The 13,888-nt window shown below is 64.7% G+C and carries 12 protein-coding genes; 8 read left to right on the top strand and 4 right to left on the bottom strand.

Annotation, left to right across the window (positions count from 1 at the left end; all coding sequences use genetic code 11):
- Window positions 1-20 precede the first annotated feature (20 nt).
- The 3 genes from ACLE20_RS06770 to ACLE20_RS06780 all read right to left on the bottom strand — a co-directional run bounded on the left by ACLE20_RS06770 (window position 21) and on the right by ACLE20_RS06780 (window position 3,904).
- Entirely contained in the window at window positions 21-1,010 is a 990-nt protein-coding gene (locus ACLE20_RS06770) for an ABC transporter substrate-binding protein (RefSeq protein ID WP_410939489.1), read from the bottom strand.
- Between the two features lie 314 nt (window positions 1,011-1,324).
- On the bottom strand, window positions 1,325-2,344 hold the full coding sequence (locus ACLE20_RS06775; protein WP_410939490.1) for an aldo/keto reductase: 1,020 nt from the start codon (window positions 2,342-2,344) through the stop codon (window positions 1,325-1,327).
- Window positions 2,345-2,398: 54 nt separating this feature from the next.
- Window positions 2,399-3,904: a UxaA family hydrolase gene (locus tag ACLE20_RS06780; protein ID WP_410939491.1), complete on the bottom strand. Its 1,506-nt coding sequence runs from the start codon at window positions 3,902-3,904 to the stop codon at window positions 2,399-2,401.
- 181 nt (window positions 3,905-4,085) lie between these two features.
- On the opposite strand from ACLE20_RS06780, the gene ACLE20_RS06785 reads away from it, so the two are divergent.
- Complete coding sequence (locus ACLE20_RS06785) at window positions 4,086-4,964, top strand: FCD domain-containing protein (protein ID WP_410939492.1); 879 nt, start codon at window positions 4,086-4,088, stop codon at window positions 4,962-4,964.
- 49 nt (window positions 4,965-5,013) lie between these two features.
- Window positions 5,014-6,114 (top strand): mannitol dehydrogenase family protein, encoded by a 1,101-nt coding sequence (locus ACLE20_RS06790; protein WP_410939493.1) that lies wholly within the window; start codon window positions 5,014-5,016, stop codon window positions 6,112-6,114.
- A gap of 7 nt (window positions 6,115-6,121) precedes the next feature.
- On the opposite strand, the gene ACLE20_RS06795 is transcribed toward ACLE20_RS06790, so the two are convergent.
- The gene (locus ACLE20_RS06795) at window positions 6,122-7,084 is read right to left on the bottom strand and encodes an AraC family transcriptional regulator N-terminal domain-containing protein (RefSeq protein ID WP_410939494.1); all 963 of its coding nucleotides are present in this window, start codon (window positions 7,082-7,084) and stop codon (window positions 6,122-6,124) included.
- Window positions 7,085-7,380: 296 nt separating this feature from the next.
- Here ACLE20_RS06795 and ACLE20_RS06800 point away from each other — a divergent pair, with 296 nt between their 5' ends.
- The 6 genes from ACLE20_RS06800 to ACLE20_RS06825 all read left to right on the top strand — a co-directional run.
- On the top strand, window positions 7,381-7,674 hold the full coding sequence (locus ACLE20_RS06800) for an Atu4866 domain-containing protein (RefSeq protein WP_410939527.1): 294 nt from the start codon (window positions 7,381-7,383) through the stop codon (window positions 7,672-7,674).
- A 119-nt stretch (window positions 7,675-7,793) separates the two neighbouring features.
- Window positions 7,794-8,858 carry an aldo/keto reductase gene (locus ACLE20_RS06805; RefSeq protein WP_410939495.1) on the top strand — a complete coding sequence of 355 codons (1,065 nt, stop codon included), beginning with the start codon at window positions 7,794-7,796 and terminating at the stop codon, window positions 8,856-8,858.
- Window positions 8,859-8,936: 78 nt separating this feature from the next.
- Entirely contained in the window at window positions 8,937-9,452 is a 516-nt protein-coding gene (locus ACLE20_RS06810; protein WP_410939496.1) for a nuclear transport factor 2 family protein, read from the top strand.
- A gap of 300 nt (window positions 9,453-9,752) precedes the next feature.
- Entirely contained in the window at window positions 9,753-11,705 is a 1,953-nt protein-coding gene (locus tag ACLE20_RS06815; RefSeq protein WP_410939497.1) for a methyl-accepting chemotaxis protein, read from the top strand.
- Complete coding sequence (locus tag ACLE20_RS06820) at window positions 11,705-12,178, top strand: chemotaxis protein CheW (protein ID WP_410939498.1); 474 nt, start codon at window positions 11,705-11,707, stop codon at window positions 12,176-12,178. The genes ACLE20_RS06815 and ACLE20_RS06820 overlap by 1 nt, the downstream gene beginning before the upstream one ends.
- A 495-nt stretch (window positions 12,179-12,673) precedes the next feature.
- A partial coding sequence (locus tag ACLE20_RS06825; protein ID WP_410939499.1) for a HAMP domain-containing protein occupies window positions 12,674-13,888 on the top strand: 1,215 nt, incomplete at its 3' end.

Here is a 13,888-nt window from a genome sequence, read left to right on the forward strand (position 1 = left end):
GCCGACCGCCCTCGTCCGACTTAGTTGATCTTCGGGTTCAGGAGAGCGTCGATCTTCGGCTCGGCCATGTTGGCCTTCGTCACCAGATTGGCGCCGGTGTCGACATTGGCCTCGACCTTCTCCTTCTTGGAGGCGGCGAGTGCCGTCTTGATGCCGTCATACCCCATGCGATAGGGGTCCTGCACCACGAGGCCGGCCAGAACGCCTTCCTTGAGGAAGCCGACCGTCTTCTCGTCGCTGTCGAAGCCGATGACCTTCACCTTGTCGCCGAGCTTGTTTTCGGCGATCGCCTGGCCAACGCCCTGCGCCATGATCAGGTTGGAGGCGAAGACGCCGACGAGGTTCGGGTTGGCGGTGATGAGGTCGGTCATCATGTTGAGGCCGGTGGTTGCCTGGCCGTCGGCATATTTGTCAGCCACGACCTTGAGGCCCGGATACTTGGCCTGGATCTGTTCCATGAAGCCGGCACGACGCTGGTCGAGCGAGCCGACGCCGGGCAGGCTGGTGATGATGGCGATCTCGCCCTCTTCCTTGCCGGTCGCTTCCTTGATCGCCGCCGCCAGGCCGTCAGCGGCAATGCGGCCGCCCTGGGTGTTGTCGGTGGTCAGGAACGAGGTGAAGGCCTTGGAGTCGGCAGCCGAATCGATGCCGATGACCGGCACGGACTTGGCGGCTTCGTCGATCGGCTTGCCGAGCGCCTTGAATTCGGTCGGCGAGATGACAACGGCGGCCGGGCTACCAGCGACGGCGTTTTCGAGAATGCTGATCTGGCCGTTGATGTCGGCTTCCGACTGCGCGCCGAGTTCCGGCACGTTCACGCCAAGCTCCTTGCCGGCCGCGCGGGCGCCGGCGAGCACGATCTGCCAATAGAACGAGGTCGTGTCCTTGACGATGATCGGGATGGTGACGTCCTGCGCCATAGAGGCGGCGGGCATCATGGCGGCAAAGAGCGCAGCGCCAGCCAAGCTGGTGAAGCCGCGACGGCTGAGAGTCGATTTCAGAAAGGTCATTTTGTTCTCCTCCACACGTCTTGGGAACGTCTCTCCCTGATCATGCCGCAAGACGCGGACGGCACGATCTTTATCGATAAAAAACATTTACGAGGGGCAAGCTACTGCAAAGGAAAGGAAATGCAAACGCTTTTTCATTTCCTCCCCATCCTTGCCGGCACCGCCTCCAACGGCCGCCGGCAACCTCCCCTCCCACCTGCATTTATGCTCACACGCTAACCCGGACGGCCGGTTCACGCAACTAAAATGACACCAACGTTCCACGAAAAGTGAAAATGGAACGTTTGATCCGCACACGGGTGCGGTCAGGAGTCTCAAACGCGCACAGCCTCCGTGCCGAGCGGCGGGGCGACGAGCGTATGCGGCTCGTAGGCTGCGAACTGCTCGTCCGTCAGACGATGGCCCACCAGTGCCATGTTGCGCTCCAGGCTGGAGCGCCGCGCCGTACCGAGCAGGACGGAGGCGACCAGCGGGTTCTGCAGCGGAAAATGCATGGCCGGAGCGGCAAGCGGCACGCCTTGGGACTCTGCGATCGCCTGCATGGCCGCGACCTTTTCCAGCACCTCCGGCGTCGCCGGCAGATAGTCGAAATGCGCGCCTTCCACCGGCCCGGTGGCGAGGATGCCGGAATTGAAGACGCCGCCGACAATGAGCGAGGTCTGCGCCGCCTCGCAGAGCGGCAAGAGCTCGGCGACCGCCGAGCGGTCGAGCAGCGTATAGCGGCCGGCGAGCAGGATGCAGTCGAGCGTCGCCTGTCGCATCACGTCGAGGCAGACCTCGATCTCGTTGACGCCGAGCCCATAGGCCGAGATGGCGCCGCTCGATTTGAGCTCGTCCAGCGCCTTCAGCCCACCATCGAGCAATTGCCGCAGATAGACCGCATTGCGCTCGGCGCCGTGCGTGTAGACGCCGATGTCATGCACGAAGAGAATGTCGATGCGGTTCAGACCGAGACGCGCATAGCTGAACTCGACCGAACGCATGATCCCGTCATAGGAATAGTCGTAATCGGTTTCGAAGGGCAGCGGATCGACGAAGCCGTAGCTCGGCACCTGGTCGTCCGGAACGGGACGCTGCAGCCGGCCAACCTTGGTGGAGAGCACATAGCTGCCGCTCTTCTGCTCGCGCAGGAAATCGCCAACCCGGCGCTCGGCAAGGCCGAAGCCGTACCAGGGCGCGGTATCGAAATAGCGCATGCCGCTGTCCCATGCCGCCTGCAGCGTCTCCATGGCCTCGTCGCGCGGGCTGGCGCGATACATGCCGCCGAGCGGCGCGGTGCCGAAACTGAACTCGGTAACGGACAGCGCCGTATTGCCGATCTTGCGGGTCTGCATCGTCTTCTCCTGCTGGTCCTGTCGCTTTCGAGCGCGCGCCTGCCGCCTGGGCGGTCAGAGCGTGGCGCCGAGGTGCCAGGGCACGAATTCGTTGTCGCCGTAGCCGAACAGCTCGCTCTTGGTCTTGCGGCCGGAGGCGGTCTCGACGATGAGCTCGAAGATCTCGCGCCCCATGCCGGCAATCGTCGCCTCGCCGGTGGCGATCGTGCCGCAGTCGATATCCATGTCCTCTTCCATCGCCTGGTAGAGCGCGGAATTGCTGGTCAGCTTGATTGAGGGACAGGGCCGCGAGCCGAAGCAGCTGCCGCGGCCGGTGGTGAAGGCGATGACATTGGCGCCGCCCGCCACCTGGCCGGTCGCCGACACCGGGTCGTAGCCGGGCGTATCCATGAAGACGAGGCCATGCTCGGTGACGCGCTCTGCATAGTGATAGACGGCGGTCAGCGGCGAGCGGCCGCCCTTGGCGACGGCGCCGAGCGACTTTTCGAGGATGGTCGTCAGACCGCCGCGCTTGTTACCGGGCGACGGATTGTTGTCGAGCGAGGCACCATGCTGAGCGACATAGGCCTCCCACCAGGAGATGAGCCCGTCGAGCTTGGTGGCCACGCCCTCATCGACCGCGCGGCTGCGCAGGAGATGTTCGGCACCGTAGATCTCCGAGGTTTCCGACAGGATCGCCGTGCCGCCCGCGCCGGCCAGAATATCGACAGCGACGCCCAGCGCCGGGTTGGCGGTGATGCCGGAAAGCCCGTCCGAGCCGCCGCATTGCAGGCCGACGATAATCTCGCTGACCGGGATCGGCTCGCGCCGCGCCGTGCCCACTTCCGCGGCGATCTCTTCGAGCACGCCGAGCGCGCGAGCGACCGCCCGACGTGAGCCGCCGGCATCCTGAATGTTGAAGTGGCGCTTGGCCGCCCCTGCCCCGCTCTGGCCATAGAGCGTCAGCTGGTTCACCTCGCAACCGAGGCCGACCATCAGCACGCCGCCGAAATTGACATGGCGCGTATAGCCGGCCAGCGTCCGGTGCAGGTTCTTCATGCCGTCACCGGTCGAGCTCATGCCGCAGCCCTGGTCGTGGACGATCGGCACGAAACCGTCGATCCCTTCGTAGCGCGGCAGGATGGTGCGATTGGCCTCCTCCGCAATGGCGCGGCAGACGGTGGTGGAACAGTTGACGCTGGCGATGATGCCGATGAAGTTGCGCGTCGCTGCGCGGCCGTCGGCCCGGCGATAGCCCAGGAAGGTACGCGCGCGGTCATTCGCATTGGCGGCTTCCGGCGGAACGGGCGCGCCGATCGACAGCCGATCCTTGTCGATTTCCAGATTGTGGGAGTGGACATGCTGGCCGGGCGCGATAGCCGCGGTTGCGCGGCCGATCGCCTGGCCGTATTTGACGACCGGCTCGCCGGCCGCGATCGCACGGATCGCAACCTTGTGGCCGGGATCGATGCGTTCGGCAGCGGCGACGCCGGCTTCGAGCGGCGCGCCCGGATCGATGGCGAGTGACGCGACGGCGACATTGTCGTCCGGCGACAGGACGATGAAGGATGGCGCACCCATCGGCATTTCCCTGTTCTGCTTTCGATCCCGCCATTCGGACGTGACCGTCATTTTTGTCTTTTATCCACAATAGACAGATGGCCGTCAATGGGTATCATGCGAGGAACGGACGGGGCGCCAACGACGCCGCCCGCGACACCGACAACAGGTCCTTCGTGACCGGAAAGAACGACCGGCCGGCATGGCGAAGCAGAACACCGTTTTCAAGGATGCCTTCAACCGCGCGTTGACCCTCATGGCGGAGGCCGAACGGCTGCCCTCCGAGCCGGAGCTGAGCCAGTCCCTCGGCGTCAGCCGCACCACGGTGCGCGCCATTCTCGCCCGCATGCAGGAGCTCGGGCTGATCTCCTGGGACAAGCGAGCGAAGCTGAAGCTGCGCGGTCCGCAGGCGGAGGATTACTTTCCGAACGAGGAGACGGACTCGCTCTCCGCCATCATCGAGCGCAGCTTCATGCGCCGGATCTTGGCCGGTGGCGCCGAGCCGGGCATGCAGATCAACGAGCTGGAGCTTGCCCGCGACATCGGCACCGGCACGACCGCCGTCCGCGAATTCCTGATCCGTTTCAGCCGCTTCGGCCTGATCGAGAAGCGTCCGAACAGCCATTGGGTGCTGAAAGGCTTCACCCGCCAGTTTGCGCTGGAGTTGACGGACGTGCGCGAAATGTTCGAGCTGCGCTCGGCCGCGGGCTTCGCCGCCCTGCCGGAAGACCACGCTGCCTGGAGCGAGCTGGCGGCGATCGAGGAGGTCCATCATGCCCTCCTATCGGCCATCGATACGCGATACCTGGAATTTTCCGAACTCGACGAGCGCTTCCATCTGCTGGTCCACCGCGCCTCCAGCAACCGCTTCATCGTCGATTTCTACGACATCATCTCGATCGTCTTCCACTACCACTACCAGTGGAACAAGACCAATGCCCGGCAGCGCAATGCGCGGGCGCTGGAAGAGCATCTCGACTATATCGCTGCCTTGAAGACCCGCGATCTCGCCCGTGTCGAGGCCGCCTGCCGCCAGCATCTGCGCTCCGCCCGCGAGACCCTGCTGCAATCGATCCCTTGAACGGCCTTCCCGTTGCAACGCGACATTCTAGAGAAAGCAGGAACCGACGATGACCGCCTCGATACCCACCCCGATCGTCCAGTTCGGAACCAGCCGCTTTCTCCAGGCGCATGTCGATCTCTTCGTCAGCGAAGCCATGGAGCGGGGTGCAGCGCGCGGGCCGATCACCATCGTCCAGACGACCGGCTCCGCCGATCGCGCCGGCCGTCTTTCAGCCCTCGCAGCCCCCGGCGGCTATCCGGTCATCATCCGCGGGATCGAGGATGGCCGGCCGGTCGAGCGGCGCCAGCAGGTGACCAGCGTCACCCGCGCCCTCTCGACCGCCGCCGACTGGGCGGAAATTTCTCGGATCGTCGTGGAAGAGGCAGAGATCCTTCTCTCCAACACCGGCGATGCCGGCTATGCGGTCGGTGAAGACGATGAGGCGGGAGGCCTGCCCGCCTCCTTCCCCGGCAAGCTGCTGCGCCTGCTGCAGGCGCGCTTTGCCGCCGGCGGGCGCGGGCTGACGATCCTGCCCTGCGAGCTTTTGCCCCGCAATGGCAGCGTCCTGAAGCGCATCCTCCTCGACCTCTCCGAACGCCGCATCGGCGATGCCGCCTTTACTCGCTGGCTGGACACGGCGCTCGTCTGGGGCAATTCGCTGGTCGACCGCATCGTCTCGGAGCCGTTGCAGCCGGCCGGCGCGGTGGCTGAACCCTATGCGCTCTGGGCGATCGAGCGCCAGCCGGGCCTGCAGATCCCCTGCACCCATCCGGCGATCCGGCTGGTGGAGGATCTGGACGCCTTCGAGGCGCTAAAGCTGCATATCCTCAATCTCGGCCATACGGTGCTGGCCGACATCTGGCTGAAGCAGGGACGCGATGCGGATGAGACCGTGCGCGCCATCCTCGCCGATCCGGCCGTCAAGCAGCGGCTGCTCGATATCTATGCGCAGGAGGTGATCCCGGCTTTCGCCGCCAAGGGGCTGGGCGCCGAGGCCGAAGCCTATGTCGCCGAGACGCTGCAGCGGTTCGAGAACCCCTTCCTCGACCATCGCCTGCGCGATATCGCCCAGAATCATGCCGAGAAGATCCGCCGCCGCCTGGCCGGCCTGCGGGAATGGAGCCCCGAGGTCCCCCTGCCCGAGATTGCGCGCATCATCGCCGGCTGATCCGGCCTCAGACCAGCGCGCGCGTCGACGCTGTCGGCCGCGTGGACGGCGCGCGCCGCCGGCCCTCGCCCTCGCGCGGCGTTTCGGTCCCGACCTGGCGCAGGCGCTGCGTATCCTTGGCCGGCGGCAGGCCGAAGGCGCGGACATAATCGCGAGAGAATTGCGAGGGGCTGGCATAGCCGACCGTGAAACCGGCGGTCGCCGCATCGAGATTGTCGCTCAGCATCAGCCGCCTTGCCTCTTGCAGGCGCAGCTGGGTGCGGAATTCGAGCGGGCTCATCAGCGTGATCGCCTTGAAATGGGCGTGGAAGGCGGAGCGGCTCATGCCGGCCACCTCCGCCGCCTGTTCGATCGGGAAGGCCTCGCGAAAGCGGGCGCGGATCCAGACGATGGCGCGGGCGATCTGGCTCAAATGCGTGCCGGCCTGCGCCATATGCCGAACCGCCGCGCCGCCCGGCCCGGTGATCAGCCGATAGAGGATCTCGCGCGTGGCGAGCGGCGCCAGCGCATCGATATCCTCCGGCCTGTCGAGCAGCCGCAACAGCCGCGTCGCCGCCTCGACCACGCCCGGATCGACATCGTTGAGCAACAATCCGCTGGAGCGCGGCTGCCGCACCGGCGCTTTTTGCGGATAGCGGATGGAAAGTTCCGCCAGCTCCACCGTGTCGAGATCGAGCTGCATGCAGAGATAGGGCGCCTCCGCGCTCGCCTCGATCACCGAGCCCATGACCGGCAGGTCGACGGAGGCGATGAGATAGCGGGAGCGGTCATAGACGAAGGCGGTTTTCCCCAGCATGGCCTGCTTGCGCCCCTGCGCCACCAGGCAGAGCGTCGGCTCGTAGATCACCGGCATGGGCAGCGTCGGCTGCGCGCAGCGGATCAGTTTCACGCCAGGCAGCGACGTCTCGAAGGTTCCGTCCGCGGGGGCGTGACGGCGGATAAGGTCGATGATCGGATCCTGGTCGCTCATCAGTCCATCTTCCATGCGGGCCGCGTTTGCGGAAGCTGAAACTAACGCTCCTTGGACGATCGGGCAAGAAGCGCGGAGGATGGCGCTACCGCCGGTGCGCGCGGCGGGGCGATAAAGCGGGGGCAGCGACGAGCGAGACCACAGACCGTTCGCGCTCAAAGATCATCGGCGCGCGAGCCGGCAGCCGCCACTCGGGCGCCGCGAAACCAAGGAGACTTGCCATGATCGAAAAATCCGCACCCCGCATGATGGTGGCGCTCGGCGCCGTTCTCGGCGGCGAAGCGACAGCCGCCACCATGCCGGCCGCAACGCCGGCATCCGCAGAGCAGCCTTCGTTGGAAGAAAAGGCCGTCCCCCATCCCTATGTCGGCATGTGGGTGACCGCCGATGGCCAGATCCGCCAGGAGCTTCTGGCCAATGGCCGCTACGACGAGGCGCGCGGCACGCGCCAGAGCGCCTATCAGGGACGCTATGCCGTGCGCGGCACCCATATCGACTATTGGGACGACACTGGCTTCACCGCCGACGGCACCTTCGTTGGCGATGACGAGCTCCATCATGGCGGCATGATCTTCTTTCGCCGCCGCTGACCCTTTCCTCGGCAGAGCGGTGGAGCATCGGGCAATCCGCCCGCGCCCCCTGCCGGACAATACCGGCCCGCGTCGCTTGGCTCGCGACGCAAGGGTTCACTCCAGGAGATGAGACACCCATGACGCATTCCCTCGACCACTATCGCCTGCTCGGCCGTTCCGGCCTGCGGGTTTCGCCGCTTGCGCTCGGCACCATGACCTTCGGTTCCGACTGGGGCTGGGGTGCGGCCGAAGACGAGGCGCGCCGGATCTTCGACGCCTATGTCGAGCGTGGCGGCAATTTCGTCGATACGGCCGTCAACTACACCAACGGCGCTTCCGAGCGCATCCTCGGCACTTTCATCAAGGACAAGCGCGAGCGCATCGTGCTTTCGACCAAGTTCACCATGGCGCGCGACGCCGCCAACATCAATTCCGGCGGCAACCACCGGCTCAACCTGCAGCGCTCGGTGGAGACGAGCTTGCGCCAGCTCGATACCGACCGGATCGACCTGCTCTATCTCCATGCCTGGGATTTCACCACCCGGCCGGACGAGGCGATGCGGGCACTCGATGATCTCGTGCGGGCCGGCAAGGTGCTTTATCTCGGCATCTGCAACACGCCGGCCTGGCGCATTGCCGAGATGCAGACGCTGGCGGACCTGCGGGGCTGGTCGCCGCTCGTGGCGCTGCAGATCGAATACAGCCTGGTCGAGCGCACGGTCGAGCATGAATTGATTCCGATGGCGGAAGCCCTGGGGCTCGGCGTCCTGCCCTGGTCGCCGCTCGGCGGCGGCATCCTGACCGGCAAGTATACGAGCGCCGATCTCAACGACGACAACTCCGCAGAGGTATCGGCCGACCGCAAGGGCGTGATCGCCTCGACCGGTCACCTGACTCAACGCTCGCTGGACATTGCCGACGTGGTCGGATCGGTCGCCGAAGAGCTGGGCGTCAGCCGTTCGCAGGTGGCGCTCGCCTGGACGCTTCTGAATCCGGCCGTCACCGCCCCTGTGATGGGCGCCCGCACCCTCGCCCAGGCGGAGGACAATTTCGGCGCCTTGGAGATCACCCTCACCGAGGATCAGATCGCCCGGCTCGACAGCGCCAGCCGCCCCGCGCCGATCTTCCCGCATCGCTTCATCGAGCGGCCCATGGTCCGCCAGCTGATCCATGGCACGCAGACGGTCGAGCACCGCCGCTGATGCGCGGGGGCGGGTAGCGCCACGCGGCACCCGCCCCTCATCCTAACCGACCCCAGCCGATGACAAAGGAATTGACCCATGATCCACCATGCTCACTCCCTCCGCTTTGCCATGCTCGCTGTCCTCCTCTCTGCCGCCCGCCCGGCCGTCGCCCATGAGGTGCCCGGCCCTCATGCGGAAACGGAGGCCAACCGACGGATCGTCACGCGGGCCTTCGATCGCTGGCAGGAGGGCACCGGAAACTTCTTCCAGGAGGTCCTGCATCCGGAGGTCGTCTGGACCATCACGGGTTCGGGCCCGAGCGCCGGCACCTATCACGGCCAGCAGGCCTTGCTCGACGGCGCCGTCACCCCCTTCACCGCCCGACTGAAAGGTCCGGTGCGTCCGGTGGAGAAACAGGTCTTCGCCGATGGCGACCATGTGATCATCCATTGGCAGGGGCGCGCAGAGGCGCGGGACGACCAGACCTATGACAATCGCTATGCCTGGATCCTCAAGATGGAGGACGGCAAGGCTGCCGCGGTCACGGCGTTCCTCGATCTGGCGCCCTATGACGCCATTTTCGACCGGATCCCCGGTCCGGCCCGCCGCTGACCGGCTCCCGCAGCCGTATCGGTCTCAGACCGCAACTCATCTGGCTTCGTCCGCAACCCGTCTCCGGCCAAAACAGGGGATGGGTATTTTTCTGGTCCGAGTTGCATATGACACCTCGCCATTAAAAATATTTTAGTGAAATTGCAGATAATGAGGTCCGTCGTGAGGCTTGGCTTGTCCGGGCTTTGCCACCTGTTGCCGGCAATGATCCGCATGAGGCGGATAGTCACGTGCGATGTCTCTTCCCTACTCTCCATGCAGCCTGCACGGGGCGCCTGGACAGCTCAAAAAGGCCTCGCCATGTCCTTCCTTCAGAACGTCAGCATCCGGATCAAGATCCTCTCTCTCATCCTTCCGCTCTGCGTGGTCGGCGTGGCCGCGGCTAGCTATCTATCGATGAGGCTAAACGAGGTAGACAAAGCCTATAGTCAGTTCATCGATCAGGACTACGCCGCAATGTTGCAGTTGGCTCGGGCCAATCGGAACATGAACACCGTCGTCTACGACGCCTACAAGCTCATGGACTACAGCCCCGGCGAAGCGACTTTTGAGGACGCTCTGTCCGACTACGGGAAACTTAAGAACACAGTGGTCGAGCGCCTAGCCGAGGTCGCCGAATTGCGTCCGGATCTCGAACAGGAACTCGCGGCCTTCGACGAACGCGTCAAGCAAGTGCTGACGTTGACTGACGGCTCGATCGAATTTTCTAAAGTTTCAAAAGATGATGAAGCCCGAAAAGTTCTTGTAGACGCAGACCGTTTGATCGAACCGCTGGTGGCTGATTTTGCCGCGCTGACCGATGAGATGAAGACAAAGCTCGAAGAGCAGAACGACTTGCTCTCGCAGAAGACCTGGTCGACCATCGCGATGTCTCTCACCTGCATCCTCGCCGCTTTCATCATCGGCGTCGTGGCATCGCTCATCGTGTCGGCGCGCGGCATCGTCGGACCGATCGGCAAGCTATCGGACCGCATGGCCACGCTGGCGGCCGGCGATACCCAGGCCCCGATCGATGGACTTGGACGGCAGGACGAGGTGGGGAGCATGGCCAAGGCCGTGGAAGTCTTCCGCCAAAACGCCCTGGAGCGTATCCGCCTCGAGCAGGAAACGGAAGCCAATCGCTCGCTTTCCGAGCAGGGACGCATCGCTCGCGAGGCCGAGAAGGCGCGGGAGGCCGCAGAGATTCAGGCGGCGGTCCACAATCTGGCGACAGCACTCGGAAAACTGGCGGAGGGCGATGTGTCCTACCGCATCGAGCAAAGCTTTGCAGGCGACCTGGATGGCGTGCGCAAGGACTTCAACCATTCGGCCGACAAGCTGCAGGACGCGCTCAGCCGCGTTGCAGACAATGCCCGCGGCATCGATGCCGGCGCCAACGAGATCCGCTCGGCGGCCGATGATCTTGCCAAGCGCACCGAGCAGCAGGCCGCTGCCGTGGAGGAAACCGCCGCGGCGCTGGAGGAGATCACCACCACGGTGCAGGACTCCACCAAGCGCGCCCGCGAAGCCGGTCATATCGTCGCTCGCGCCAAGAGCGGGGCCGAAGCATCCGGCGAGGTGGTGCGCCGTGCGGTCACCGCCATGGAGCAGATCGCCAAGTCCTCCAGCGAGATCTCCAGCATCATCGGCGTCATCGACGAGATCGCCTTCCAGACGAACCTTCTGGCGCTGAACGCCGGTGTAGAAGCCGCCCGTGCCGGCGAGGCCGGCAAGGGCTTTGCGGTCGTCGCCCAGGAGGTGCGCGAGCTCGCTCAGCGCTCCGCCACGGCCGCCAAGGAGATCAAGGCATTGATCACCACCTCGAACGCTCAGGTGGGCGAAGGTGTGCAGCTGGTCGGCGATACCGGCCGGGCGCTGGAAGCGATCGTCTCGGATGTCCAGGAGATCAACCGGCTCGTCTCGGCGATCGTCGAGGCGGCGCAGGAACAGAGCTCCGGCCTCGCGCAGATCAACACCGCCGTCAACCAGATGGACCAGGACACGCAGAAGAACGCAGCCATGGTCGAGGAATCCACCGCCGCGAGCCATGGTCTGGCCCGGGAGGTGAGCTCGCTCAACCAGCTCCTGTCCCAGTTCCGCCTCGGCCGGACGACGACGTCTGCCGGCTATGCAACGCCTGCGGCCCTGCACGAAGCGACCGGGCGCGAGAAGCCGGCGCATTCGCCGGTCAGGGCGCTCGGCCGCAAGATCGCCTCTGCCTTCTCCGGCAATGCGGCTGTCGATGCCCATGCCACCGAATGGAAAGAATTTTGATGAACGTCGTCTATCAACAGGCCGGCGACGCGCTCGAAATCATCGCCTTCGTTCTCAACGGCCAGCTCTTCTGCGTGCGCACGATCGCCATCAGGGAGATCCGCGGCTGGGCGCCGGTGACACCCCTGCCGCATACCTCGCCGGAGGTGATGGGCGTGATGAACCTGCGCGGAACGGTCATTCCGATCGTCGATCTGGCGATGAAGCTCGGCATGCCGCCGGCCCAGATCTCCGAGCGCAGCGCGATCGTGGTCACCAGCGTGCACGGCAACACGATCGGGATGATGGTGGACCGGGTCTCGGACATTTTGACCATCTCCGCCGGCGATCTCCAGCCCATCCCCGTCGCCGCCGACACGGCGACGGGCTATGCCGAGGGCATTCTCGCCCGCGACAAGGACATGATCTGCTTCCTGAATCTCGAATCGATCTTCACCGTCGACAGCGCCGACTCCTGGAGCGCGGTCGCCTGAGGAAGCCCTCGCCATCGCACGAATGCTTACAACCCTGCTGCCCGCATGCGGACGGCAGGGTTTCGTTTTGATCGCACCCGTGCCGCGTCAGTCCTCCTCCTCTTGGCAATAGGCGCCGCTGGCGCAGAAATGCCTGAAGAAAGCGATAACGACGCATCCCCAATTCTGACCACGGCGCCTGAGCGCGGAGCGACCCGCCCGCGCCGAAAAAATCATAAGCGATCTCATATACTTACATCGGAAGAGCCCGATGAAATTCTTACGCTATGCTCCAATGTCAGAAAAAGACCAACAGTCTAAGCGGCTGCTTATTTTAACGTAATTTTTCAATTACGCACTTGATAAGGGAAGCAAGGAACACGGACAACCTTCCGTTTCCTGCCTGATTGCGAGCCCTTTTTTTGGTCCGTACTGCGTCCCCGTGGCACGCGCATGACCGCGGCTGCGCAACACTGAGTGATGCTGATTTGGACTTACCTTCTGAAGGAGAGGAGCATGAGAAATCTTCCAATCGTCGGCAAATTCTTCATCATTATGGCTGTGTTCGCCCTCTTCGCCCTGGGCAGCACACTCTACCTGGCGCATCAGACGACGCTGATCGGCGCCAACTACGCATTCCTGATCAATGGCGAAGAAAAGGCAGCCGTCTATCTGGCGCGCTCCAACCGCAGCCTGCAGGCCATGCGCGCGGAAGTGGGCGACATGCTGATGGCGCACACGGCGGAGGATGCCGCATCTGCGGACAAGGAGCTGAGAACCGCCCGCGAGGGTTTCATCGCCTATATGGACACGGCGATCGCTGCGCAGCCCGGCCGGGACGATCTTGTCAAGCTGAAGACCGACGGTCTGGCGATCGTCGACGCCACCTGCGCGCCAACGCTCGCGGCGGCGCGCAGTGCGAAGACGGCCGAGGACACGACTGCTGCCTATCAACTGCACCGGTCCACATGCCAGCCGGCATTCCAGTCGCTCTCGCCGGTTTTCACAAAAATCACCAGCGGCATGGTGGAACATGCCGAAAACACCAGCACTGCCCTCTCCGAGGGAGTCGGCCGCGCGATTGTCACCTCGCTCGCAGTCGTCATCGCCGGCCTGCTGGTCGTGCTCGGCTTCGGATTCTTCGCCGTGCGCTCGTGGCTCGTGCGGCCGATCGAAACGCTGTCGGGCACCATGAACCGTCTTGCCGAGGGTCAGCTCGAGGAAGAGATCGAAGCCCTCGATCGACGCGACGAAATCGGCCGCATGGCGAAATCGGTGCAGATCTTCAAGGAGAACAGCCTTCGCAACCGGCAGCTCGAGCAGGAGGCGGAGAGCAACCGCTCGGCAAACGAAGCGGAGCAGGCGCGGTCTGCTGCGCAGGAACGACGCCGCGCGCAGGAGATGCTGCAGGCGACCACGGGCCTGGCCGAAGGGTTGAAGCATCTCTCCGGCGGCGACCTCAGCTTCCGCCTGACGGCCACCTTCGCCGAGGACTTCGAAAGCCTGCGCGCCGACTTCAACGCCGCCGTGGCGCAGCTTTCCGACAGCATGCAGGCGGTGGCGAGCGCGACGGGAACGATCGATGGCGGCGCCCGCGAGATCAGCCGCAGCGCCGACGATCTCTCCAAGCGCACCGAACAGCAGGCGGCCTCGCTCGAGGAAACCGCCGCCGCGCTCGACGAGATCACCGCCAATGTGGCGAACTCGTCCAAGCGTGCGGAAGAGGCCCGC

It is taken from the genome of Rhizobium sp. YIM 134829 (assembly GCF_046546455.1).